Raw genomic sequence first — 24,656 nt, forward strand, 5'->3', positions numbered from 1 at the left:
GTTCGGGTGTTGGCGGCCGATGTGCCAGTCGCGCCATTGCGCATCGATCGGCGTCTCACTACAGTGAGCGCACTACGTGCATATGAAACGTTTTAATGAAACGTTTCACAATCAAAGGGAGCCCGCCATGCCCCTGCACAGACGAACGCGCGCGGCCGCCACCGCGCTGATATCCGCCGCCGCCCTGGTGCTCGTCGCGCCGCCCGTGCCGAGCAGCGCCGCCACGCCGGTCGCGCTGTCCGGGGCCCATTGGATCTGGTACCCCGAGGGCGACGCCCACGTCAGCGTGCCTGCCGGCTACCGGTACTTCCGCAAGTCCTTCACCGTCGCGGCCGGCAGTGTCAGCGACGCCCAGCTCGTGGTCACCGGCGACGACACGGTCGACGTGTGGCTCAACGGCAAGCCGCTCGCCGGATCGCAGCGGGTCACGGACTCGTGGAAGAGCGCCGTGTACGTCGATCTGCAGAGCGCACTGACAAGCGGTACCAACACCATTGCTCTTGCTTCGAAGAACACGACCGCCGGACCGGCCGGCGTGATCGGGCACGTGCACGTCGCCACGAGCGGCGGCACCACCGATCTCGTCACCGACGCCGGCTGGAAGAGCGGCCAGAGCGCGACCGCCGGCTGGGAGCAGCCCGGCTTCGCCGACGGCGGCTGGCCCGCCGCGAGCGACCTGGGCCTCTACGGCACCTCGCCGTGGAACACCTCGGTGGTGCTGCCCGACACGAACGCCGCCTCGCCGCTGAGCGTGGCGAGCGCGACCGTCGAGCACGTGGCCAACCCGCTCGGCATCGACGCCGCGCAGCCGCGCTTCGGCTGGAAGCTCGCCGCCTCGTCCGGGCAGCAGGAGCAGGCGGCGTACCAGCTTCAGGTCTCCACCAGCAGCGCGAACACCGCCGACGTGTGGGACAGCGGGCGGGTCGCCTCCGGCAACCAGGTCGACATCGCCTACGCCGGGCCGGCCCTGACCAGCATGCGGAAGTACTACTGGCGGGTGCGCGCCTGGGACACCCAGGGCCGGACCGGGGCCTGGAGCGCGACCCAGACCTTCGAGACCGCCCTGCGCGCGCCGGCCACGGAGTGGACCGGGGACTTCATCGGGCAGCCGGCCGTGAACGCCGATGTCTCCGGAGCGACCTGGATCTGGTACCCCGAGGGCGACCCCGCCACCTCCGTGCCCGCCGCCACGCGGTACTTCCGCCGGACCTTCAGCCTCGCCAGCGCGCCCGCCAGTGCGTCCCTGGTGGTCACCGGCGACGACACTGCCGACGTGTGGGTGAACGGGGTGCTGGTCAGCTCCTCGCCGCGGGTGACGGACTCCTGGAAGCGGGCGGCGACCATCGATCTCGCCGGGCGCCTGACCAGCGGTACCAACACCATCGCCATCGCGGCCCAGAACACCACCGCCTCCCCGGCCGGCGTGCTGGCCAAGCTGTTCCTGCCCGGCGGCACGACGATCAGCTCCGACGCCGCCTGGAAGTCGTTCACCAGCGCCCCCGCCGGCTGGAACACCACCGGCTTCAACGACTCGGGCTGGCCCGCGGCCAAGGCGGTCGCGACCTACGGCAGCGGCCCGTGGGGCGCCCAGGTCGTCGTCACCAAGCCGTCGCCGCTGCTGCGCAAGGGCTTCACGGTGAGCAAGGCGGTCGCCTCGGCCCGGCTGCTCACGACCGCGCTCGGCCTGCACGAGACCCGGCTCAACGGGGCCAGAGTCGGCAACGACGTGCTCGCCCCCGGGTGGACGGACTACAACAAGCGGCTGCAGTACAAGGAGTATGACGTCACCGGCCAGATCCGCCAGGGTGCCAACGCCCTGGGGGCCTATGTCGGCAACGGGTGGTACTCCGGCAACGTCGGCTTCGCCGGGACCGCGATCTACGGCTCCCAGCCGTGGTACTCCGCGCAGCTGCTCATCACCTTCACCGACGGCACCACGCAGACCGTGCGGACCGACAACACGTGGAAGGTGAGCGCGGGACCGATCCGCGCCGACGACCTCTACGGCGGCGAGTCCTACGACAACCGCCTGACCGTCGCCGGCTGGGACGGGCCCACGTTCAACGACAGCGCCTGGTCCACCGCCGCGGTCAAGGGCGGGACGAAGCCGAACCTCGTCGCGCAGGTCGACAACGGCGTCACCGTGCAGCAGGAGTTCCGGCCGGTCGCGATCACCCAGCCGCAGTCCGGCGTGTGGGTGCTCGACCTCGGCCAGAACTTCACCGGCTGGGACCGGCTCACGATGAGCGCGCCGGCCGGCACCACGGTGCAGCTGCGCCACGCCGAGGTACTCAACCCCGACGGCACCATCTACACGGCGAACCTGCGGGGTGCGGCGGCGACGGACCGGTACACCTTCAGCGGCTCCGGCACGGAGACCTACGAGCCGCGGTTCACCGTGCACGGGTACCGGTACGTGGAGCTCACCGGCCTGCCCGCGGGCTTCACCCCGACCGCCGACACGCTCACCGGCCGCGCGGCGTGGCAGACGGGCGCCCAGTCCGGCACGTTCACGTCGTCCAGCGCGATGCTCAACCAGCTGGCCAAGAACATCCTGTGGGGCGAGCGCGACAACATGCTCACCATCCCGACCGACTGCCCGCAGCGCGACGAGCGGCTCGGCTGGACCGGCGACATCGCCGCGTTCGTGGCCACGTCGACGTTCAACCTCGACGTGCACACGTTCCTGGACAAGTTCACCGACGACCTGACCGACGCCCAGCACGCCGACGGCGCGTTCACCGACGTCGCCCCGGGCGTGTCGGCCGGCGCCGGGACCGCGGGCTGGGGCGACGCGGGGGTGATCGTGCCGTACACCCTGTGGCAGCGCTACGGCGACACCCGCGTGATCGACGAGCACCTCACGGCCATGACCCGCTGGGTCGACTACCTGCGCAACACCTCGGGCAGCGACCTGATCCGCAACCAGAGCACGTACGGCGACTGGCTCAACGTCAACGACAACACCGCGCAGGATGTCGTCTCGACCGCGTTCTTCGCCTGGTCGGCCCGGCTGGTCTCGCGGATGGCCGCGGCGACCGGGCACACCGCCGAGGCCACCTCGTACGGCCAGCTGGCGGACCAGGTCGGCGCCGCCTTCACCAACCGCTTCGTGGCGGCCGACGGCACGGTCAGCGGCAACACCCAGACCGGCTACGTGATGGCCCTGGCCTTCGGGCTGCTGCCGGCCAACCGCGTCCAGGCGTCGGCGGACAAGCTGGTGGCCAAGGTCAACGCCGCCGGGGGCCACCTCTCGGTCGGCTTCCTCGGCGTGGAGAACCTGCTGCCGGTGCTGGCCGCGACCGGGCACGCCGACACCGCGTACACGGTGCTCATGCAGCCCGGCTTCCCCGGCTGGGGCTACCAGATCGCGAAGGGCGCCACCACGATCTGGGAGCGCTGGGACGGCATCCGTACCGACGGTTCCTTCAACGACCCCGGCATGAACTCCTTCAACCACTACGGCCTCGGCTCGGTCGGCGACTTCATGTACCGCCAGGTCGGCGGCGTCTCCCCGGCCAGTCCCGGCTACGCCGCGCTGACCATCGCCCCGATCCCGGGCGGCGGCCTGACGTCGGCCAAGTCGTCGTACGACACCCCGTACGGCGGCGCGGTCAGCGACTGGTCCATCGCCGGCGGCACGCTCACCCTGCGCGTGACGGTCCCGGCGGGCGCGACGGCGACGGTCAAGGTGCCGACGTCCAACGCCGCCTCGATCACCGCCCCCGCCCAGGCCGTGCCGAACGGGTCCGCCTCCTTCTATCTCCCGTCCGGCTCCTACACCTTCACCGCTTCCGTCTGAGCGACGAACCGCGGGACACTCAGGCGCATGAGTGTCCCGCGGTTCATCGACGCCGCCACCCTGCCGGCGACCACCCCTCCGCCGCTGACCGGGCCGTGGGCGCCCACCGACACCCGCATCGACCAAGCGGTCCTCGTCCCGCTGCCGGCCGGCCACGCCCCCGAGGACGTCGCCGTCTCCCCGGACGGAAGCGTCTTCACCGGTACCGCGGAAGGCACGATCTGGCGCCGCCGGTCCGACACGTTCGAGCGCCTGGCCGACACCGGCGGGCGGCCGCTGGGCATCGAGCACGATCCCCGCGACGACTCCCTGATCGTCTGCGACGCCTACCGGGGCCTGCTCCGCCTCACCCCCGACGGCGCGCTGCACGAGCTGACGAGCTCTGCTGCCGGTACTGGCATCCTCTTCTGCAACAACGCGGCGATCGCACAAGACGGCACCGTGTTCTTCAGCGACTCGTCGAACCGCTTCCCGCTCTCGCACTGGCGCCGCGACCTGCTGGAGCACCGCCCGAACGGCCGCATCCTGGCGTACTCCCCGGCGGCGGGCACCACGACGGAGGTCGCCACCGGCCTCTACTTCCCCAACGGCGTGGCCCTCACCCCGGACGAGTCCGCCCTGCTGGTGTGCGAGACGGTGGCGCACCGGCTGACCCGGATCGCCCTGCCTTCCGGTGAAGCCACGGTGCTGGCGGACCTGCCGGCGTACCCGGACAACATGTCATCCGTGGGCGACGGCACGTTCTGGATCGCGCTGGCCAGCCCGCGCGTCCCGATCGCCGAGCGGCTGCTCCCGCACCCGCGCGTGCGCACGGTGGTCGCCGCCCTGCCGACGTGGATGCAGCCCCAGCCGGGCAAGCACACGATCGCCGCCCAGGTCGACGCCGACGGCACCGTGCTGCGCACCCTGCACAGCCCGGCCGGGCGCTACCCGATGCTGACCGGCGTCCGCCAGGCCGGCGACACCCTGTGGTTCGGCAGCCTGACCGAGCGCAGCCTGGCCCACGTCCCGCTGAGCTAGTCGGTCTCGGGCCGTTCCAAAACGCGGGTCTCGTCCGGATCGGGCTGCTCGCGTTCGCCGCGGGCTTCTTCGAGAGCGGCCATCAGGGCGGCGTTGATGCGGGTGCCGCCGCGCTTGAAGCCGAGCTGCCGGCGCGCCTCTTCCAAAACCTGTTCCTCGGTACGCAGCAGCGTGTCCGACTCGATCCAGCGCACCAGCTCGACCAGGAGGGCGTGCGGGTACTCGGCGATCGGACGGCCCGGGGTGAACTCGGGCCTCGGCAGCGAGCGGGCCTCGTCCTCGTCCTCCGGGGCAGCGGCCGGCGGGTCCAGATGCAGGACCACCGTCGGCTCGTCGGTGCGCCTCGCCTCCACCGCAGCCACGGCCTCGTCGTAGGCGGCCCGCGCGCGGGCCGTCTCGGCGGCGGGGTCGGCGAACCAGTCGGTGGACCAGATGCGGTGGAAGCGCCAGCCCAGCCGTTCGAGCTGCTCCTGGCGCAGGCGGTCGCGGTCGCGGGCGGTGCTGGCCGCGTGGTAGGTCGCGCCGTCCGTCTCGATGGCCAGGACCATCTCGTTCGGGTTGGTCGGGTGGGCGCAGGCGAAGTCGATCGCGTACCCCGCGACGCCGAAGTGCGGCGTGACCGGGATGCCGGCGGCGGTCAGGCGGTCGCGGACGTCGGCCTCGAAGGCGCCCAGCGGCGGGCGGTCGGCGGCGGCCGGGCGCAGCGAGGTGCCGCCCGACTCGGTGTACTCCAGGTAGGAGCGCAGCAGCCGCACGCCGTCGCTGGTGGTGCGGGCCGGGTCCATGTCGGCGGCGGTGAACGAGCTGACCAGGGTCATCCGGCGGCGGGCCCGGGTCACGGCGACGTTCAGGCGGCGCTCCCCGCCCGGCAGCAGGAGGGGGCCGAAGCGGTACAGCAGCCGCCCCTGGGCGTTCTTGCCGTACCCGATGGACAGGATGATGGCGTCGCGCTCGTCGCCCTGGACGCGCTCGAGGTTCTTGACGAAGAACGGCTCGGCCGCGGTCTCGGCGAAGAACGGGTGCAGCTCCGGCCGCGCGGCGATGGCCCGGCGCAGGGCGAGGTCGATCCGCTCGGCGTGGGTGATGCCCATCGTGATGACGCCGAGCGACTCGTTGGGGCGGATCTGCGCGTGCTGCAGGATCAGCTCGACGACCCGCTCCACCTCGGCCGTGACCGAGTCGGTGGCCTCCTCGTCGCCCTCTGCCGCAACGAACGGCACGTGCACGTGCGAGACCGAGCCCTCCCCCGCCACGCCCGGGAACGTGACCAGCGAGCCCTCGTAGATGTGCGCGTTGGAGAAGCCGATCAGCCGGTCGTCCTGGCTGCGGTAGTGCCAGCGCAGGAGGTACCCGGGAAGCAGGGCACTGAGGACATCGAGGATGGACTCGTAGCCGGACGTCAGGGACAGGTCGATGGAGCCGTCCGCGTTGACGCCCAGCGGGTCGGCGCCGGTCCCCTCCTCGGCGGCGGTGAAGAACGAGGTCGGCGGGAGCTGGTGCTCGTCGCCGGCGACCACGATCTGGCGGCCGCGCAGCAGGGCGGGGACGGCGTCGGCCGGGGTGACCTGGCTGGCCTCGTCGAAGACGACCACGTCGAACAGGTCGGCCTGGGCCGGCAGCAGCTGGGAGACGACCAGCGGGCTCATCGCCCAGCACGGGCGCAGCGCGGTGAGCATGTGCGGGGCCGTGGCGAAGAGCTGGCGGATCGGCAGGTGCCGGCGCTTGAGGTTGGCCTGGTGCTCGACCAGCTTGCTCTCGTCCGGGTACTCGTCGCGGACCCGGGTGATGTGCTCGGCCACGGCCCGCAGGACCCGGGTGGCGGTGGCGTCGATGTGGCGGCGGTCGGCGTCGCGGTACTCCGCGACCGTGCGCTCCTGCAGCGGCCCGTCGAACGCGCCCACGCGGGGGTCGGTGAAGTTGAGGTGCTGCAGGATCGAGGCGTACCAGCACGCGTCGAAGACCGCGCCCGCCACGTCGGCGTCGGCGCGCCGGGCCTGCAGGTCGTCGACCAGCTGGTGCAGGCCGGCGTGGGCGAACGCCTCGGCGAGCTCGTTGAGGCGCGGCACCCGGCGCAGCGTGCGCTCGTCGGCGGCCAGCGACTGCACGACCCTGGCCAGGCGGTCGAGGTCCATGGTGAGGAGGGGGAGCTGCACGCAGTACCGCTGCAGCTCCTGCACTTCCCGATCGAGCTTGTCGAACGCGGCGCGGGCCCGGGGCAGGTCGTCGGGCAGCCGCGGCTCGCCGCCCCACTGCTCGCGCTGGCGCCGGGCCACGGCCAGGCCCTCGAAGAGCTGCTCGGGGCTCGGGGTGCCGGGGCCGCGCCACAGCCGGGCGGCCTGTTTGCGCAGCTTACGCCGGGCCCACCAGCCGGCCTCGGCGACCTGCGCGTAGGGGCGCAGGTCCTCGCGGTACACCTCGGGGCGGAAGTGCTGCAGGGTGGCGGCGATCTGGTCGAGGAACGCGAACAGCGCCCGCCAGCCCGTGACGTTCGTGGGACGCTGCAGGCCGGTCTGGGCGGCCACGTATTCCAGGGCGGGGCGCGTCTCGGCGAGGGTCCGGCCGGTCAGGCGCTCGGTCAGGTCGAACGCGACCTGGGCCTCCTGCGGGGTGCGCACCGCCGAGCCGATCCAGCCGGACTCCTGCTCGGTCAGGTTGAACCCGCCGACGGTGGCGTAGTCGCGCAGCTGCTCGCGCAGGCGGCGGGCGCCGGCCTCGTCGAGGCCCTCCAGGACCGGGCCGCGCAGCCGCACCCCGGGCATCGGGTGCACGACGGCGTTGAGGCGGATCAGCTCGGTCTGCGCCTGGAACGCCGAGATCCCCCACGGGCCGCGGATCTGGTGCATGGCCTCGTCGTGGTCGTTGAGCGCGGCCCGCCGGGCGGCGAGCGTCTCGTGCAGCACGACCAGGTCGGGCTGGGCGATGCGGGCGGCCGAGTCGAACGCGGCCTTGAGGTCGGCCGCGACCTTGCGCCGGGAGGTGGTGCCGTCGTGCACGTCCATGACGAGCTGGCCCAGGCCGCGGCGGTTCAGCCGGTCGGTGACGGCGGTGATCGCGGCCCGCTTCTCGGCCACGAACAGCACCCGCTTGCCCCGCGCGACCAGCGAGGCGATGAGGTTGGCGATGGTCTGGCTCTTGCCGGTGCCGGGCGGGCCCTTGATCACGCTGTGCTGGCCGGCCAGGACGGCGTTGATCGCGTAGTTCTGCGAGGAGTCGGCGTCGAGGACCAGGAACTCGTCCTCCGGCGGGATCCAGTCCGGGTCGCGCAGGGCGATGCCGGCCGCCGGGCGCAGCGCGGCCTGGGCGTCCCGGTCGCCGGCGATGGCCGCGATGACGTCGTGCTCGACCAGCGCCCGGGCCCCGGCCCGCAGGTCGGTGACCATCGGCAGCTTGGCGTAGGAGAAGGTGCCGAGCACGAAGCGCTGGGTGATCGCGAAGCCGCGCACCCGGCCCGCGGTTTCCTTCATGAGCCGCTCGTACAGCGGGCCTGCATCGAACCCCGCGGTGTAGCTGACCAGCTCCTCGAGCTCGTCGGCGTCGACGCGCACGCCGAAGTCCTCGTCGAGCAGCTGCAGCAGCGTCGGGTTGAGCTCCAGATCGCCCTGCAGGGTGAGGTCGAAGTCGTCCTCGGCCGCGCCGCGGGCCCTGAGCTGGGCCGAGCGCAGCAGCACCGGCGCGGCCGGAGTGCCGCCCTGGGGACCCTCGTCCCAGGTGGCGCTGCCGATCGCGGCGAAGCAGGTCTCGATGCCCCGCTCCTCGGTGAGCTCCCGCGCCTTGTTGCGGATCGTCCGGGCCCGCTTGATGGCGGCGGTGTGCGCGTCCTTGTCGGCGAACAGCTGGCCGAGCGGCAGGGTGCGGCCGCCGAGCAGGGCCTGCAGGGCGACGGGGTCGGCGGCGCTGAGGTCGAGCGTCCCGGCGCGCAGGTCGCGGTAGTAGAGCAGCGTGTTCCGGCCGCCGAGGTCGATCAGCTGAGACCGCCAGCGGCGGGCGGCCTCCTGGACAAGGTTGCCCCGCTCCTGCACGGCGCTAGCGTATCCGGCTGCGCAAGTTATAGATCGGCATCTTTACTGTTAACAAACCTTCGCGTACTGTCCTCCGCCAAGGGCGCCCTACCCTCCTTCTACCCGAGGCAGGACCATCGTGCGGAGACTGCGAATCGGGGTGATCGCGGCTGCCCTGGCAACGGTCGCGGCCACCGTCATCACCCAGACGCCGGCATTCGCCGCGGGCGCCACCGCGACGTTCGCCAAGACCTCGACCTGGGGCACCGGCTACGAGGCGAAGTACACGATCAACAACGGCACCGCGTCGGCCATCAACGGCTGGACGGTCGCCTTCGACCTGCCGTCCGGCACCTCGATCAGCTCGTCGTGGGACAGCAACCGGACCGGCTCGACCGGCCACATCGTCTTCACCGGCAGCTGGAACAACAGCATCCCGGCCGGCGGCTCGGTGAGCTTCGGCTTCATCGCGGGCGGCAGCGGCGACCCGGCCAACTGCACCCTGAACGGCGCCTCCTGCTCCGGCGGCACCACGAACCCGGGCGTCCCGAGCGCGCCGGGCAACCTGCGGGTCACCGCGACCACCAACACCAGCCTGGCGCTGGCCTGGGACGCCTCGACCGGTAGCCCGACCGGGTACCGCGTCTACGAGGGCAGCACCGTCCGGGCCACGGTCACCGGGACCAGCACCACGATCACCGGGCTGGCCGCGGGCTCGACCCACACGTACACGGTCAAGGCCTACAACGCGCAGGGCGAGTCGGCCGCGTCGAACAGCCTCACCGCCACCACCACGGGCGGGACCACGAACCCGACCGGCGGGGGTACCGCGGCGCCGTACCTGTACATGGGCTGGGGTGACCCGCCGAACCCGCAGACCGTGCAGCAGGCCACCGGCATCAAGTGGTTCACCATGGCCTTCGTGCTGTCCAGCGGCGGCTGCACCCCGGCCTGGGACGGCAGCCGGCCGCTCACTGGCGGCGCCGACCAGACCGCGATCAACCAGATCCGCGCCGGCGGCGGCGACGTCGTGCCGTCCTTCGGCGGCTGGCAGGGCAACAAGCTCGGCCCGAACTGCTCCACCCCGCAGGCCCTGGCCGGCGCCTACCAGACCGTGATCAACGCGTACGGGCTCAAGGCGATCGACATCGACATCGAGAACACCGACGAGTTCGAGAACGACACCGTCCGCAACCGGATCGTCGACGCGTTGAAGATCGTCAAGCAGAACAACCCGTCGATCAAGACCATCGTCACGTTCGGCACCGCGACCACGGGTCCCGGCTACTACGCCCAGCAGCTGATCAGCCGGGCCCAGTCCACCGGGGCGAACATCGACGTGTTCACGATCATGCCGTTCGACTTCGGCGGCGGGGCGAACATGTACCAGAGCACCGTCTCAGCCTCCGAAGGCCTCAAGACCATGCTCAAGTCCTCCTTCGGCTGGGACGACGCCACCGCCTACCGGCACATGGGCATCTCCGGCATGAACGGCCTGTCCGACCAGCAGGAGAACACCAGCCCGGCGCAGTGGCAGCAGATCCGCGACTACGCGCAGAACAACCACCTCGCCCGCCTCGCGTTCTGGTCGGTCAACCGCGACCGGCCCTGCCCCGGCGGCGGCGTGGTCTCCAACTGCTCCGGCGTCTCGCAGAACAATTGGCAGTACACCCAGATCACGGCCACCTTCACGGGCTGATCTCGGTGTGGAGGGGGCTCGCCTGCCTACAGGGCGAGCCCCCTCCGATCCGGGTGTCGTCCCAGCCAGTTCGAGTACCGCTCGTTGCGCCGGACGGCATCCGCGTACGACTCGATCGCGTACGCCCAGACCTGGCTCGCGAGGTTCGCCGCCGGCCCGTCGGGCAGCCACCCGAGCATCTGCCGCCAGTGCAGCGGCGCCCCGGCGATCGGCACGGTGACCAGCCCGGCCATCGGCCGCAGCGTCGCCTGGCACAGCCCGACGGCGTCGCCGGACTCGATGAGGTCGATCGCCCCGCGCACCTCGGTCTCGAACAGCACCTTCGGCGTGAACCCGGCCCGCGCGCAGGCCGCCGCGTGGCAGGACGAGAAGCACCCGTCCCCCGGCGCCGCCACCCACTGGGCCTCCGCCAGCTCCGAGAGCTCCACCTCGTCCCGCCCGGCCAGCACGTGGCCCTCGGGCAGCAGGAGGAAGACGGGATCGGCCGCGACCACCCGCCAGGCCAGCCCCGTGTCCGTCGCCGGCGGCGCGTCCCCGCACGCCCCGACCAGCACGAAGTCGAGCTTTCCGGCCAGTACGAGATCACCCAGCTCGGTCGACGACCACGATGCGTGCGTCGCGACCTGGGCGGCCGGGTGGTTGCTGGTGATCCGGTGCACGAGTCCGCCGAGGATCGGGCCGTTCACTGCCCCTATTCGGTACCGCCCATGCTGTTGTTCACTCGCGCTCGCCAGTCGAGTCGCCTCGTCCTGCAGTCCCTTCACGGCCGGCAGCAGAACCCGGGCCCGTGCAAGTACCAGCTCCCCCAGCGGCGTTGCTCGCGCACCGCGCCGGTCCCGCTCGAACAACGCCCCGCCGAGCGCGCGCTCGATCCGCTGCAGTTGCGCGGTGAGCGCGGGCTGGGCCAGGCCGAGCACGGACGCGGCCTTGGTCACGCTGCCGGCGTCCGCGATCGCGCATACGACGCGCAGATGCCGCAGCTCCAGTTCCATACCAAGACGGTAGGGCCGTTCCGCTCCTGGCAGAAGGCCTCCAGACATCGAGACATGCCGTTTTTACATAGCGGTACCCCCGGGGGGTATATACTTCGACGCTATGGAATCCCTCACCCGCCAGGCCGTGACCGCGACCCTGCACTGCCTGACCGGCTGCGCGATCGGCGAGATCCTCGGCATGGTCATCGGCACCGCCCTGGGTTGGTCCAATCTGCCGGTGATCGTGCTGTCGATCGCGCTGGCCTTCGTCTTCGGCTACGCCCTTACCCTGCGCTCGGTCCTGTCATCCGGCCTGGCCCTGGCCGCCGCCGTGCCGGTGGTCCTGGCCGCGGACACGGCCTCGATCACGTCGATGGAGATCGTGGACAACGCGGTGGTGCTGGCCATTCCCGGCGCCATGTCCGCCGGGCTGTCCTCGCCCTTGTTCTGGCTCAGCCTGGCGATCTCGCTGGTGGTGGCGTTCGCGGTGACGGTGCCGGTGAACCGCTGGCTGATCGCCCGCGGCCGCGGCCACGCGGTGGTGCACCAGCATCATCACTAGGCTTGCTTGGTGATCACCCGCTGGCCGGCCGCCGCGTCCGCTGTTGCGGGCTGCCTGGGCGCGGCCGGCCTGAGCTTCGCGGTGGCGGGTTCGCCCTGGTCGACGTACGTCTCCGAGGCGGGCGTGCCGGGCGCTCCGCACGCGGGGCTGTACTCGCTGTCGCTGGCCTTCCTGGCCCTTTCGCTGGCCCTCCTGGCGATCCCGGCGCGGCGGGTGCTCGGCCTGATCGGGTTGTCGCTGGCCGTCGCGGCGCCGCTGGCCGCGCTGTCCGGGGTGGTGCACTGCAGCCCCGGATGCCCGCTGCCGCCCTACGAGACCCCGGCGGCGCGCGACCTGATCCACGCGGCGGCGGCGATCGGCGCGTTGTTGCTGTGCGCCTTGGCGATCCTCCTGTACTCCCTGCTGCCACCCCCGCTGCGCTGGACCGGCTTGCTGGGGGTGTTGATCGCTTATCCGCCCCTGCTGGTCTCGGCCGCGGGGATCTTGTTCGCGGGCCGCTCTATGTTGACTGGCATAGCGGAGCGCGCGTCTCTGATCGCGGTCTCGGGCTGGGTCGTTTTCGCGGCTGCACGGCATTTCTTCGGACATTTCGCACTTTGTTATGGTTTATCCGATTTATGGCGCAAGCGCTCATGACCCGGACCGTGGTGATCACCGGGGCCAGCGCGGGCATCGGCCAGGCGGCGGCGCGCCGGTTCGCGGCGGCGGGCGACCGGCTGATCCTGCTCGGCCGCGACGCGCGCCGCCTGGCCGCGATCGGCGCCGAGCTGCCCGGTTCGACGACCGTCCGCGCCGACTTCGCCGACCTCGACCAGGTCCGCTCGGCCGCCGCGCGGGTCCGGGCCGCCTCCGACCGGGTGGACGTGCTGGTCAACAACGCCGGCGGCCTGTACCGCGGCCCGCGCGCCATCCTCGTCAACCACCTGGCCGGCTTCCTGTTCGCCCACGAACTGCTGGACCACCTGCGCGCGGCCGGCACCGCGCGCCTGATCACCACCGCCTCCCTGGCCGAGGCGTGGGGCGTGCTCGACGTGGACGATCCGCTGCGGGCGTCGCTGTGGCACCGGGTGCGCTGGCTGGCGTACGGCTCGTCCAAGCAGGCCAACATCCTCTTCACCGTCGAGGCCGCCCGGCGCTGGACTTCCTACGGCGTGCTGCCGACGGCGTTCTTCCCGGGGCTGGTGCGCAGCCGGTTCGCGTCCAGCAGCCCGCTGTTCATGCTCGGCAAGCTCATCCCGGTGCTGTTCACCTCGCCGTCCCGAGCGGCGGAGACGCTGCAGTGGCTGGCGGACGCCCCGGTCGGCGAGCTCGCGCCGGGCGGGTACTACTTCCTGCGCCAGCCGTTCGCCGCGACGCCTCGCTCGACCAACCCGGACCGCGCGCGGCGGCTGTGGGAGACCTCGCTCGCCGCGGCCGGGCTTCGCTGAGGCTTCAACGCCCGCCCGCACCGCGCCCGGCGGCTGTGGCTTCAACGCCCGCCCGCCCGCACCGCGGCCGGGCTTCGCTGAGGCTTCAACGCCCGCCCGCCCGCCCGCACCGCGGCCGGGCTTCGCTGAGGCTTCAACGCCCGCCCGCCCGGACCGCGCCCGGCGGCTGTGGGAGTCCTCGCGCGCCGCGGCCAGGCTTCGCTGAGGCTTCACCGCGGCCGGCGCTTCACTGAGGCTTCAACGCCCGCCCGGACCGCGCGCGGCGGCTGTGGGAGACCTCGCTCGCCGCGGCCGGGCTTCGCTGAGGCTTCACCGCGGCCGGCGCTTCACTGAGGCTTCGACGCCCGCCGTCTCGACACGCAGCCCCGCCGGTCCGGCCCCCTTTCCTCTTTGCTTTTGTAACCTGATCCTACCCAGCGCCGCCTAATCGATCTTCCGTGTCGACTCCGCGCAGTAATCGCGCACCGTCAGTTGGGTAGTTGAATCTCGGACCACTTTGCGTCCGGCCCAGGGTTCGCGGTGAAGTCGTACCGCACCCCCGGCTCCCCGATCGCCACCAGAGCCGCCGACCCCGACCCGTACAGCAGCCCCTCCACCTCGCGTCGTACCAGCAAGGGGCGCACCGCCGCCCCCGTGAACTCGCCGCCCGACAGCAGAGCGATCCAGTCGCCCCAGGCTTCCGGCGATGTCAACCCTGGCTTCGGATCCGGGGTGGAAGCAGTTCGCAAGGGTGCGAACGCATTGACATCCACGCCCTGGTTCACGAAGACGTGGTCGCCGGGCGAGAGCAAGCGGTGGGTCACCTGCACGCCGTCCCAGGACGTGACCGCGACCTCCGTCGGTTCGGCGCGCACCAGGTGGAAGGCGTCGAACGAGCGCAGCACGTCGTCCGAGGGCAGCAGGTGGGCCAGCGGCAGCGAGCCCCGCGTCGGGCGATCCCCCGCGGCCGGCAGGGGCGGGTAGCCGTTCAGCAAGGCCGTCACGCTCGGGCGGGCCGGGTCGACCGCCAGCCAGGTGCCGCCCGCGGTGCTGTCGCGGCCGCCGAAGCGGCCCGGCCAGTGTTCGGCGGGGGGTTCCCAGGGGCGGGCCAGGTACTCGTCGCGGACCGCGGCCATCAGGACGGGCCACGTGGCGTCGGGGTCGAACCGGAGGAGCACGGTGCACATGGACCGAACGTTATTCGTCCCAAAAGGGAAAAGAAAAGTCAGCCGACCGCGACGCGCGCGGTGAGCCAATCCGCGAACTCGTCGGCGGGCAGCGGCTTGGAGATGAAGAAGCCCTGGACCAGGTTGCAGCCCTCGCGGCGCAAGTGCAGGAGCGTCTCCTCGTCTTCGACGCCCTCCGCCACCACCATCAGGTCGAGGGCGTGGCCCAGCTGGACGGCCGAGCGCACGACGGCGCGGTCGCGATGGTCGACGGCGATGCGCTGGACGAAGGAGCGGTCGATCTTCATCTCGTGGATGGGCAGTTCGCGCAGGCGGCCCAGGGACGAATAGCCCGTGCCGAAGTCGTCGATGGCCAGTTTGACGCCCAGCGCGTGCAGGCGGTCGAGGATGGCCATGGCGCCGGTGGGGTCGGCCATGATGCTGCTCTCGGTGATCTCCAGAGTCAGAGCGCTCGCCGGTACGTCCGCCTGGCCCAGCAGTCGCGCCACGATGTCGGGGATGTCGGTCTCCTGCAGGCTGTTCGGCGACAGGTTGACCGCGACGTGCATGTCGTGGCCCATCCGGCGCCAGCTCGCGCAGCGGCGCAGGGACACCTCGAGGACGTGCAGGGTCAGGGGACGGATGAGGCCCGAGTGCTCGGCGAGCGGGATGAACTCGTCCGGCGGGACGAACCCGTGCACGGGGTGGTGCCAGCGGGCGAGGGCCTCGGCCCCGACGACCTGGCCGGTGGCGGTGGAGAGCTTGGGCTGGAAGACCACCACGATGTCGCGGCGCTGGATCGCCTCGCGCAGGTCGGCGACCATGGCCAGCCGGCGCGGGCTGTTGCGGTCGTCGTCGCTGGTGTAGACGCGCACGCCGGTGTGGGTGTTCTTGGCGACGTACATCGCCACGTCCGCGCGCTGGATCAGCGTCTTGGCGTCGTTGCCGTGCTCGGGGGCGAGCGCGATGCCGATGCTCACCCGCGCGTTGAGCCGCAGGTGCCCGATCGGGATGGGCTGATCCATCGCGGCGTCCAGGTCGTCGCCCACGGCGATGGCGACCTCGCGGGTGCGGATGTTCGGCAGCAGTACCGCGAACTCGTCCCCGCCGAACCGCGCGACCGTGCCGCGCTCGCCCAGCCGCTGCTGGAGCCGCTCGCCGACGAGCCGGAGCAGCTGGTCGCCGACGTCGTGGCCGAGGGCGTCGTTGACGTCCTTGAAGCGGTCGAGGTCCATCAGCAGTACCGCAACAGGGGTTCCCGAGGCTCTCAGCTGGTCGGTCAGCGCCTGGAAGCGCTGGCGGTTGGGCAGGCCGGTCAGCGGGTCGTAGGTGGCCAGGTGCTCCTTGAGCGCCACCTCGCGGCGCAGGTCGTCGAGCAGGCGGGCCTTGGTGAGGGAGAGGCTCGCGTGGTTGGCGAGGGCCTGGAACAGCCGCACGTGCTGCTCGCCGAAGGTCGGGATGTCGGGGAGGCTGTCGGCCACGAGCAGCACGCCGGAGTCGCCGTCGTTCAGCGGTACGGGCACCGCGATCCCGTCGTCGATCGAGCCGATCATGCGGCTGGCCTTGGTCACGAGCACCGGTTCGCCGGACCGCGCGGGCTGCCACCAGGCGGTGGCGGGCAGGACGTCGACGGTACCGATCTCGAAGGCGCTCTGCCCGTGCATGCGCAGCCGCAGGTAGGTGCCCTCGGGGCCGGGGATGATGAGCTCGGCCCGCTCCGCGCGCAGCTGGTCGCGGGCCTGTTCGAGGACGATCCGGGCCACGCCGCGGGTGTCGAGCGGGCCGTCGAGGGCACGCGTGAAGGCGTACAACTCCTCGACCTGCTGGTGGCCCTGGCTCTGGTGGACGAAGGCGCGGTAGGCGCGGTAGGTGACCGCGGAGACGATGCCCAGCAGGGCGATGGCGCGCGCGTCCCGCTCGATGGCGAGGGCGCTGATGAGCCCGATGCTGGTGGTGATGGCGACGAGCGGGAGGCCCTGCACGGCGCTCGGGAGCCGGCGCCACTCGGAGGGGTCGTCGTGCAGCGCGATCACGGCGGTGACCAGGACCGCGGCGATCACGTCGGCGACCAGCATGACGACGAGGACGAGCAGCCACTCCCGCGGCCCGCTGGGCAGGACCGGACCGGCGAGGGCCCGCAGCAGTACGGCCGAAGCGGTCGTCTGCACCCCCAGCAGGGCGATGTTGAAGCCGAGCTTGATGCCCCGCTGCCGGCGCAGCACGGTCAGGCCGACCACGCCGCCGATGAGCCGGACGCAGAGCAGCAGGGTCGGGTCGACGGACAGGAGTCCCAGGACCATCGGGATCTCGCTGAGGCTCATCGCGTGCCCGCCGCGGCGGACCCGGATGTGAATGGCGAAGCCCTCGGTCAGCGCGAACGCCACGAGCAGGATCGCCAGCGGCACCGGATCGGGATCGGCCGGCAGCCCGACGGAGCGGATACGCAGCGCATGGGCCGCGACGGTCGCGACACCCAGCCAGAGACTGAGCGTCGCGACCCGCGTGTCCGGGCGACTCCAACCGCGAACTTTCTTCATCAATCGCCCTGTTTGTACGGTTTATTGCCAGATGGAGCTGGACCAGTAGCTTCCACTCCATGTTCGGCCGCTCCAGGTGTTTCCTGACCAAGTTCGGCCGCTCCATGTGCGCCCGTCCCATGTGGCGCCGCTCCAGGTCCGCCCGCTCCAGGTGCGGCCGTCCCAGTTGGTGCCCGACCAGGTGGCGCCGGTCCAGCTCTTCTCGGTCAGCAGCCCGGTGAACAGCCCGGTGTTCATGGCCGTGCCGGTCCAGGTCGCGCCGTTCCAGGTGCCGCCGGTCCACGCGGTGCCGGCGGTGGAGGCCTTGCCCCAGGTCGTACCGTTCCAGGTCCTGCCCATGATGTCCTTCTCGCCGGTCAGCTCGACGCCGCTGATCGGGTCGGCGACGTGGGCGCTGCCGCGGGAGGCCTCCAGCGAGCCGGTGCCCGTGGAGGACGCCCAGGTCTGCGCCGCGGCCGCCGTGCTCGGCGTCGGGGCGTCGATGGCCTTCTTGACGTTCAGCTCGCCCGCGCCGCTGCCGAGCTTCTCGGCCTTGGGCATGACGTCGGCGGTACTGGTGAGCAGCTTCTTCACCTGATCCGGAGTGAGCGACGGGCGTTGCTGCAGCAGCAGCGCGACCGCGCCGGAGGTGATGGCGGCGGCCTGGGAACTGCCGCTGCCGCGGAAGTAGCGGCCCGTCGTGTCGCCGGGGACGAGGCCGGTCGGGTAGTTCGTGTCCACGTACGAGCCGGGGTCGCGCAGGCCGACGATCGAGCGCCCGGGCGCGGTCAGGTCGACCGAGCGGGTGGCGTTGCCGCGGCTGCTGAAGTCGGCCACGACGTCGTCGGAGCGCGAGTCGGTGCCCTTGGAGTCGGCCGCGCCGACCGCGATGACGTACGGGTTCATCGCGGGCATCGACAGGTTGCTGCGGGACGTGCCGTCGTTGCCGCCGGACACGACCACGGTGATGCCCTTCTTCCAGGCCGACTCGACCGCGTGCGAGAGCGGGTCGAGCTTCTCGTCCTGGTTGGAGTCGGTGCCGAAGGACAGGTTGATCACCTTGATGTTCAGGCCGGGGTCGTTGCGGTGGGTGACCACCCAGTCGATGCCGGCGATGACCTGCGACACGTCGGTCGCCCCGTCGGCCGCCGCGACCTTGACGCTGACCAGCGTGGCGCCGGGGGCCATGCCCGTGAACCGGCTGGGGTCGCTGACCGTCAGCAGGTTGGTGAGCGGGTCGCGGCCCGCGATCAGCCCGGCCATGTGCGTGCCGTGGCCGAACGTGTCCGCGTAGCGAAGGTTGGACGCCTGCGACTCGAACGACAGGTCCGGGCCGTTGACGATCCGGGTGGCGTCGTTCAGGCCGGTCACCGGCGAGACGCCGGAGTCGATCAAGGCCACGCCGACGCCCTGGCCGGTGATGTTCTGCAGGCTCGAGTCGAGCTTCTTCCACACGTCGAGGGCGCCGGTGGCGCGCACGACGCTGAACATCGAGTTGGAGTCGCCGTCGGCGCGCCATCGCGCCGCGGAGAGTGTGACCGTGCCGTCCACGGTCACGCCGCGCACTCCTTGCGCGGTCTTGAGCGCATTGATCTGCTGGCCTGGTACCTCGGCCACGAAGCCGTCCACCACGGACAGCGCCTGACCGACCGTGCCGCCGGCGCGGGTGACCGCGCGCGCGGCCGCGTCGGCGTCGGAGTACTCGACGATGACGCGGGTCAGTCCGGCGGTGGTGACCGTCGGTGTCGTGGCTGCGGTGGCCGCCGGCCCGCCCGGCGCGACCGCCCCCGCCGTGATCGCGATGATCGCGGCTGACGCGGCGCCCAGTGCGCTCCGGTATCTGCTCGGCATGCGGGCCCCTTCCATGGGTCGATGACTCGCCGTGATCCATGGTTGGGCAGTTCGTAACGGGACGTTGTCACCAGATCGGTCGTACTTCGCTCACGCTCGGTGACGCACAGCACTAAACCTCAGCCGGTACCCGCCGGATCGCACCCGGGCCGGCCTGCGGGACGACGTCGCGGGGCGCGATCCCGGCATGCCCCTCGTCACAGACGAGCTCGGCGTGCACGTGGGCGCCGCAGCCGCGGTGCACCGTCTCCAGGGGCGGGCCGCCGGGGTCGGCGAGGTAGCGGTCGCCCCACTCGCGCAGGGCCACGAACATCGGGTAGAGATCGAAACCCTTCTCCGTGAGCTTGTACTCGTCGCGAGCCCGCGCCCCCGGCTCGCGGTAGGGCACGCGGCGCAGGATCCCGTTGTCCACGAGTACGCCGAGCCGGTTGGTGAGCACCTGGCGGGGGATGCCGGTGCGGACCCGCATGTCGTCGAAGCGGAAGATGCCGTTGAAGACCTCCCGCAGGACGACGATGGTCCACCGCTCGCCGAGGATCGCCATCGCGCGCCCGATGGTGCAGTTGTCGACGGAGAACTCGAGGGCCTTCGGTCTCATGCGCTCAGGCTAACCCTTTTGCCGGGCTGAGTCTTGTTGACAGATCCAGCCCGCCCCGCGAGGCTGGGTCCATGACGCAGACCGAGGGCGACCTCCGCACCCGCACGTTCTCCTGGTCCGACCCGATGCTCAACGCCGAACAGCTCGGCCGGGTCAGCGGGCTGGAGCTGCTGCGGGCGATCAGCCGGGGCGAGCTGCCGGCCCCGCCGATCACGCACCTGCTCGGCACCGGGCGGATCGAGGCCGAGGAGGGGCGCGTGCGGGTCACGCTGGAGCCGCGGGAGTACCACTACAACCCCCTCGGCACCGTGCACGGCGGGGTGCTCGCGACGCTGCTCGACACCGCCACGGGGTGCGCGGTGCACTCGACGCTTCCGGCCGGCGTGGGGTACACGACGCTGGACCTCAACTCCAGGTTCCTGCGCCCGGCGTCGATCGCCTCGGGCACGCTGACCTGCGAGGGGACCGTGGTGTCGAAGGGCCGGCGGACCGCCCTGGCCGAGGCCCGGATCACCGACGCCCGCGGCGCACTGGTCGCCCACGCCACGTCGACATGCATGCTGTTCGATATCGACTAGCGGAGATGTTGACCGGAAATAAGGTATAAATCCGATATGTCGGGCTGAGGAACGATGCCCGACATATCGGCACTAACTACGCGCCGAAGGCACCGCTTCGCGAGCGCCCATAGGCACCAGCGACTGCCCCGGAGTGATCACGACCTGGCGCGGCTGCGCGATCTGGGCCACCAGGAGCGTTCCGATCAGGCCGAACAGTGCGTAGCCACCGAGCACGATCGCCGCGCGCTGGACGCCGGCGCCGGAGAAGTACACGATGCCGCGGATCGCCTCCGTGCCCAGGCCCGGGGGCAGCCACTGGCCGATCGCCCGCCAGAAGGGTGGCAGGAGCGGCGCCGCGTACGCCCCGCCCGCGCTCGGATTGCCCAGCACGACGAAGAGCAGCACCGTGAGGCCGGTACCGACGAAACCGAACGCCGCCTGCAGGGCCATCGTGCAGCAGCCCGACGCGAAGACCAGCAGCGCGCCGAACCACCACAGCTGCGCGAGGTGGCCGCCCAGCGCGCCGAACAGGGAGCCCGCGATGAGCGCGCCGCCCACGCCCGAGACGGCCGAGTAGACGGCCAGGGACAGCAGGCGGATCAGGGCCCGGTGCGGGTTGGCCGGCCGGGCGCCCTTGCTCATGCTGACCGCGAGCGCGACGAGGTACCCGCCGACGACCCACCCCAGCGCGAGGTAGAAGCCCGACAGGCCGCGCGCGTCGCCGAGCAGCGCCGGGTGGGCGTCCTCGGTGGTGAACGCGCGCTCCTGGGCGTCCTCGAGCGGGGTGAAGATCTGCTCCAGGACGGTGGCCACGCTCGCGCCGGCGGCGCTGGCGACGATGAGCCGGTCGGTGGCGTCGGTGTTGGAGACGACGAACGCCCCGTACACCTCGCGCTGGTCGATCATCCGGCGTGCGGCGTCCTCGCTGAACGCGGGGCGCGCGTCCAGCGGCTCGCCGGGCAGCCGGTCGAGCTTGCCGACCAGGTCGTCGAGGGCCTCCGGGGGCGCCGCGACGGCCACAGGAATCCGGTGCGGGGTCGGCTCGTGGAAGGCCCCGATGTAGCTCGCGATGAACGCCAGCTGCAGGGCCAGGACCGCGAGGACCAGCGCACCCGCGCGCGGCGTGACGCCGTCGCGCACTTCATGAAGAAATCCCGCTTTCACCACATTTGACGGTATCGTACGGGCGACTCCCGCGTGTCAGACTTGACCTAAATGTCCTTTCGGAAGACCCAGACCCGCATGAGGACGAACCGCAGCAGCGTCGTGACCGCGTTGGCGAACAGCAGGACCCCCAGCTCGGCCGCGTGGCTGTGCACCGGCGCGGCGGCGTCGAGCCCGGCCAGCGCCGCCGCGTTGAGCGCCAGGCCAAGGGCGAAGAGCAACAGACCCTGAAGCTGATGCCGTACCGCGCCGTCGCCGCCCCTGATCGCGAACGTCAACCGGCGGTTCAGCGCGGTGTTCGCGATCGCGGTCGTCAGCAGCGCCACGAAGTTCGCGGCCTGGGCGCCGATCTCGGGCCGCAGCAGCGCGTACAGGCCGAGGAAGGCCACCGTGGAGAGGACGCCGATCGCCCCGAACCGCAGCAGCTGCGGCAGCAGGCCCGCCGGCACGCCCTCCACCAGCGGCGCGCGGCCGAGCCGGCTGCGCAGTGCGGCCACCGGGACCTTGCCGGTGACCAGGGCCCGGCCCAGGCGGGCGATGCCCTTCAGGTCGGCCACGGCGGTCGCCACGATGTCGACCCGGCTGTCCGGGTCGTCGATCCAGTCCACCGGCACCTCGTGGATGCGCAGCCCGGCCCGCTGGGCCAGCACCAGCAGCTCGGTGTCGAAGAACCAGCCGGTGTCCTCGACCAGCGGCAGCAGCTGCTCGGCGACGTCGCGGCGGATGGCCTTGAAGCCGCACTGGGCGTCGGAGAAGTTCGCGCTGAGCGTCGTGCGCAGGATCCGGTTGTACGAGCGGGAGATGAACTCGCGCTTCGGCCCGCGCACGACCCGCGACCCGCGGGCCAGCCGGCTGCCGATGGAGACGTCGGAGTGCCCGGACAGCAGCGGCGCGACCAGCGGCAGCAGCGCGTTGAGGTCGGTGCTCAGGTCGACGTCCATGTACGCGAGCACCGGCGCGTCCGACGCCGTCCACGCCCGCTTCAGCGCGCGCCCTCGGCCCTTCTCGGCCAGCCGCAGCACCTCGACCCCGTCCAGCTCGACGCCGAGCGCCTTGGCCACCTCGGGGGTACCGTCCGTGCTCGCATTGTCGGCGACCGTGATCCGGAACGGGTACGGGAAGCTCTCCCTGAGGTACGCGTGCAGCCGTCGCACGCACGGCCCCAGATCCGCCTCCTCGTTGTAGACCGGAATGACGACGTCGAGGACGGCGCCGGCGTTCCGGGCGCCCGCGCCGACCGCGCGAGGAAGCGTCTCTGTGCTCATGCCGAAAGATTCGGCCCGCGACCTTCCGGCAAGGTCCGGCAAGCCTGTGACCGGGCTGTGAACGCGGAAACGGCCCCGCCGGGGCGGGGCCGTTCGCGTTGCGCAAAAGGTCAGCTGGTCAGGTCGTACAGGGTCGTGTTGCCGACCGTGGTGGCCGTGAAGTTGGCCTGCACCCAGGCGGCGATCTCGGCGCTCACGCTGCTGCCGCCGTTGCTCTGCCCGCCGAGGCCCGAGCCGCCGATGAAGTAGTGGATCTTCCCCTCCTGCACGTACTGCTGGAACTGGGCCAGGCTCGGCGCCGGGTCGCTGCCGTTGAAGCCGCCGATCGCCATCACCGGCAGCTCGGTCGCCAGCTGGTAGCCGGAGGCGTTGTTGGACCCGACCGCCGCCGCCACCCAGGTGTACTGCGAAGCGCCGGCCCGCAGCGCCGCCACCACCTCACTGCTCGGCGTCGTGGCGTTGAGCAGGCCGCCCATGCCGCCACCACCGCCGCCGGTCCGGGTGCCGCCGCCGAAGCCGCCGCCGCCGAAGTTCGCGCCACCGCCCCCGGCACCGCCGCGGAAGCCGCCACCGCCGCCGCCGAAGCCGTTGCCGCCCGCGACCGCGGGGCCGGCGGTGACGATCGAGCCGGTGTGCGCCGTCGCGGCCGTGTTCAGGGAGTAGGCGACCGGGCCGCCCAGCACCGCGAACAGGGCCAGCGCCGCCGCGGCCAGCCGCAGGTTGCGGCCCAGCTGCTGGCCGAGCAGGAGGCCGGCCGCGCCCAGGGCGCCGGTGACGAGCACGGCGACCTTCAGCCACGGGTGGAAGTCGGTGGCCCGGTCGAGCAGGATGTAGGACCAGACCGCGGTGACCGCGACCGCGCCGCCGAGGACCAGCAGGGCGTAGAGGTCGGTCCGGCGCCGCCACAGGGTCGCCGCGCCCATGCCGACCAGCGCGCCGATCGCCGGGGCCAGGGCCACCGTGTAGTAGTCGTGGAAGATGCCCTGCATGTAGCTGAAGACAACCACGGTGGTGACCAGCCAGCCGCCCCACAGGACGTAGGCGGCCTTGCGCGAGGACCAGATCAGGCCGGCCACGGTCAGGATGAGCGCCGCCGGCAGCAGCCAGGAGGCCTGGCCGCCGGTCTGCCCGTCGAGCATCCGCGACCAGCCGGTCTCGCCCCAGCCGCCGCCCCCGCCGCCGACGCTGCCGGTCTCGTCGCCCGTCAGCCGGCCGAAGCCGTTGTACCCGAGGGTGAGCTCGAGGATCGAGTTGGTCTGCGAGCCGCCGACGTAGGGCCGCCAGGACGCCGGGGTCAGCGAGACGGCCGCCACCCACCAGCCGGCCGAGACGATGACCGCCGCGCCCGCCGCGAGCAGCTGCACCAGCCGGCGGCCCCAGCCGGTCGGGGCGAAGAGCAGGTACGCCAGCCCGAACGCCGGCACCACCAGCAGCGCCTGCAGCATCTTGGTGAGGTAGCCGAAGCCGATCGCGGAGCCCGCGAAGACCAGCCACCAGGTGCTGCCCCGCTCCAGGGCCCGTAGCACGCCGTAGACGCCGGCCACGAGCAGCAGCATGAGCAGCGCGTCGGGGTTGTTGAACCGGAACATCAGGGTCGCCACCGGGGTGCTGGCGAGCACCGCGCCGGCGAGCAGGCCGGCGGCCGGGCCGTGCCAGCGGCGGACCGTGACGTACAGGAGCCAGACGGTCGCGACCCCGATCAGCGCCTGCGGGGCCAGGACGCTCCACGAGCTGAGCCCGAACAGCCGCGTCGACAGGCCGGTGATCCACAGCGCGGCCGGCGTCTTGTCGACCGTGATGAAGTTCGAGGCGTCGGACGAGCCGAAGAACCACGCCTTCCAGCTCTCGCCGCCCGCCTGGGCCGCGGCCGCGTAGAACGCGTTGCCCCAGCCGGAGGCGCTGAGGTTCCACAGGTACAGCACACCGGTGGCGAGCAGCAGCAGGACGAGCGAGGGCCGCACCCAGACGGGATCGCCGGCCCGCGCCCGGGTCTCGGCGGGCGCGGGGGGCGCGGCCGGAGGGGTCAGCGTGGTGGTCATGACGATCACGGTGCGGCCGCAGCCTTCCGGCCCCGT

General features: G+C 71.9%; 16 protein-coding genes. 7 read left to right on the forward strand and 9 right to left on the reverse strand.

Features of this window, described 5'->3' with window-relative positions:
* Nucleotides 1-127: 127 nt before the first annotated feature.
* On the forward strand, nt 128-3,802 hold the full coding sequence (locus ACQPZ4_RS48330) for a family 78 glycoside hydrolase catalytic domain (protein ID WP_433052628.1): 3,675 nt from the start codon (nt 128-130) through the stop codon (nt 3,800-3,802).
* 27 nt (nt 3,803-3,829) lie between these two features.
* Complete coding sequence (locus tag ACQPZ4_RS48335) at nt 3,830-4,822, forward strand: SMP-30/gluconolactonase/LRE family protein (protein WP_433052631.1); 993 nt, start codon at nt 3,830-3,832, stop codon at nt 4,820-4,822.
* Here ACQPZ4_RS48335 and ACQPZ4_RS48340 read toward each other — a convergent pair.
* Nucleotides 4,819-8,841, reverse strand: a complete 4,023-nt coding sequence (locus tag ACQPZ4_RS48340) for an AAA domain-containing protein (RefSeq protein WP_433052634.1) — start codon at nt 8,839-8,841, stop codon at nt 4,819-4,821. The two genes, ACQPZ4_RS48335 and ACQPZ4_RS48340, sit on opposite strands and share 4 nt — an antisense overlap.
* A 118-nt stretch (nt 8,842-8,959) precedes the next feature.
* Between ACQPZ4_RS48340 and ACQPZ4_RS48345 the strand changes: the two genes are divergently transcribed.
* Entirely contained in the window at nt 8,960-10,519 is a 1,560-nt protein-coding gene (locus ACQPZ4_RS48345; RefSeq protein WP_433052637.1) for a cellulose binding domain-containing protein, read from the forward strand.
* 26 nt (nt 10,520-10,545) lie between these two features.
* Here the strand turns inward: ACQPZ4_RS48345 and ACQPZ4_RS48350 are convergent, their stop codons facing one another.
* Nucleotides 10,546-11,511, reverse strand: coding sequence for a LysR substrate-binding domain-containing protein (locus ACQPZ4_RS48350; protein WP_433052640.1), 966 nt, complete (start codon nt 11,509-11,511; stop codon nt 10,546-10,548).
* A gap of 103 nt (nt 11,512-11,614) precedes the next feature.
* Between ACQPZ4_RS48350 and ACQPZ4_RS48355 the strand changes: the two genes are divergently transcribed.
* From ACQPZ4_RS48355 to ACQPZ4_RS48365, 3 genes are read left to right on the forward strand one after another with little or no spacing between them, the layout of a single operon-like run.
* Nucleotides 11,615-12,055 (forward strand): DUF4396 domain-containing protein, encoded by a 441-nt coding sequence (locus tag ACQPZ4_RS48355; protein ID WP_433052643.1) that lies wholly within the window; start codon nt 11,615-11,617, stop codon nt 12,053-12,055.
* A 9-nt stretch (nt 12,056-12,064) separates the two neighbouring features.
* Nucleotides 12,065-12,691, forward strand: a complete 627-nt coding sequence (locus ACQPZ4_RS48360) for a DUF998 domain-containing protein (RefSeq protein ID WP_433052646.1) — start codon at nt 12,065-12,067, stop codon at nt 12,689-12,691.
* Complete coding sequence (locus ACQPZ4_RS48365; protein ID WP_433052649.1) at nt 12,688-13,482, forward strand: SDR family NAD(P)-dependent oxidoreductase; 795 nt, start codon at nt 12,688-12,690, stop codon at nt 13,480-13,482. Before ACQPZ4_RS48360 ends, ACQPZ4_RS48365 begins: the two co-directional genes overlap by 4 nt.
* Before the next feature lie 467 nt (nt 13,483-13,949).
* On the opposite strand, the gene ACQPZ4_RS48370 is transcribed toward ACQPZ4_RS48365, so the two are convergent.
* The 4 genes from ACQPZ4_RS48370 to ACQPZ4_RS48385 all read right to left on the reverse strand — a co-directional run bounded on the left by ACQPZ4_RS48370 (nt 13,950) and on the right by ACQPZ4_RS48385 (nt 19,592).
* Nucleotides 13,950-14,648 (reverse strand): NRDE family protein, encoded by a 699-nt coding sequence (locus ACQPZ4_RS48370; protein WP_433052652.1) that lies wholly within the window; start codon nt 14,646-14,648, stop codon nt 13,950-13,952.
* Nucleotides 14,649-14,686: 38 nt separating this feature from the next.
* On the reverse strand, nt 14,687-17,164 hold the full coding sequence (locus ACQPZ4_RS48375) for a putative bifunctional diguanylate cyclase/phosphodiesterase (protein WP_433052655.1): 2,478 nt from the start codon (nt 17,162-17,164) through the stop codon (nt 14,687-14,689).
* Between the two features lie 21 nt (nt 17,165-17,185).
* A complete protein-coding gene (locus ACQPZ4_RS48380) occupies nt 17,186-18,994 on the reverse strand; it encodes a S8 family serine peptidase (RefSeq protein WP_433052658.1) in 1,809 nt (602 codons plus the stop codon).
* A 112-nt stretch (nt 18,995-19,106) separates the two neighbouring features.
* Entirely contained in the window at nt 19,107-19,592 is a 486-nt protein-coding gene (locus ACQPZ4_RS48385; protein WP_433052661.1) for a winged helix-turn-helix transcriptional regulator, read from the reverse strand.
* Between the two features lie 71 nt (nt 19,593-19,663).
* On the opposite strand from ACQPZ4_RS48385, the gene ACQPZ4_RS48390 reads away from it, so the two are divergent.
* Nucleotides 19,664-20,170 carry a PaaI family thioesterase gene (locus tag ACQPZ4_RS48390; RefSeq protein ID WP_433052664.1) on the forward strand — a complete coding sequence of 169 codons (507 nt, stop codon included), beginning with the start codon at nt 19,664-19,666 and terminating at the stop codon, nt 20,168-20,170.
* 72 nt (nt 20,171-20,242) lie between these two features.
* Here ACQPZ4_RS48390 and ACQPZ4_RS48395 read toward each other — a convergent pair whose 3' ends face one another.
* The 3 genes from ACQPZ4_RS48395 to ACQPZ4_RS48405 form a co-directional block, all read right to left on the reverse strand.
* Entirely contained in the window at nt 20,243-21,292 is a 1,050-nt protein-coding gene (locus ACQPZ4_RS48395) for a hypothetical protein (protein WP_433052667.1), read from the reverse strand.
* A 71-nt stretch (nt 21,293-21,363) separates the two neighbouring features.
* Entirely contained in the window at nt 21,364-22,581 is a 1,218-nt protein-coding gene (locus ACQPZ4_RS48400) for a glycosyltransferase (protein WP_433052669.1), read from the reverse strand.
* A gap of 110 nt (nt 22,582-22,691) precedes the next feature.
* Nucleotides 22,692-24,620: an ArnT family glycosyltransferase gene (locus ACQPZ4_RS48405; RefSeq protein WP_433052672.1), complete on the reverse strand. Its 1,929-nt coding sequence runs from the start codon at nt 24,618-24,620 to the stop codon at nt 22,692-22,694.
* Nucleotides 24,621-24,656: the final 36 nt, after the last annotated feature.

Source organism: Dactylosporangium sp. CS-033363 (genome assembly GCF_050942475.1).
In the GTDB taxonomy this organism is placed as follows: Bacteria; Actinomycetota; Actinomycetes; order Mycobacteriales; family Micromonosporaceae; genus Dactylosporangium.

Bases quoted from the DNA above. Each gene is read 5' to 3' on its own strand.
- ACQPZ4_RS48330 (WP_433052628.1), top strand. From the start codon at position 128: ATGCCCCTGCACAGACGAACGCGCGCGGCCGCCACCGCGCTGATATCC.
- ACQPZ4_RS48380 (WP_433052658.1), bottom strand. From the start codon at position 18,994: ATGCCGAGCAGATACCGGAGCGCACTGGGCGCCGCGTCAGCCGCGATC.
- ACQPZ4_RS48355 (WP_433052643.1), top strand. From the start codon at position 11,615: ATGGAATCCCTCACCCGCCAGGCCGTGACCGCGACCCTGCACTGCCTG.
- ACQPZ4_RS48400 (WP_433052669.1), bottom strand. From the start codon at position 22,581: ATGAGCACAGAGACGCTTCCTCGCGCGGTCGGCGCGGGCGCCCGGAAC.
- ACQPZ4_RS48405 (WP_433052672.1), bottom strand. From the start codon at position 24,620: ATGACCACCACGCTGACCCCTCCGGCCGCGCCCCCCGCGCCCGCCGAG.
- ACQPZ4_RS48370 (WP_433052652.1), bottom strand. From the start codon at position 14,648: ATGTGCACCGTGCTCCTCCGGTTCGACCCCGACGCCACGTGGCCCGTC.
- ACQPZ4_RS48350 (WP_433052640.1), bottom strand. From the start codon at position 11,511: ATGGAACTGGAGCTGCGGCATCTGCGCGTCGTATGCGCGATCGCGGAC.
- ACQPZ4_RS48335 (WP_433052631.1), top strand. From the start codon at position 3,830: ATGAGTGTCCCGCGGTTCATCGACGCCGCCACCCTGCCGGCGACCACC.
- ACQPZ4_RS48390 (WP_433052664.1), top strand. From the start codon at position 19,664: ATGACGCAGACCGAGGGCGACCTCCGCACCCGCACGTTCTCCTGGTCC.
- ACQPZ4_RS48375 (WP_433052655.1), bottom strand. From the start codon at position 17,164: ATGAAGAAAGTTCGCGGTTGGAGTCGCCCGGACACGCGGGTCGCGACG.
- ACQPZ4_RS48385 (WP_433052661.1), bottom strand. From the start codon at position 19,592: ATGAGACCGAAGGCCCTCGAGTTCTCCGTCGACAACTGCACCATCGGG.
- ACQPZ4_RS48365 (WP_433052649.1), top strand. From the start codon at position 12,688: ATGACCCGGACCGTGGTGATCACCGGGGCCAGCGCGGGCATCGGCCAG.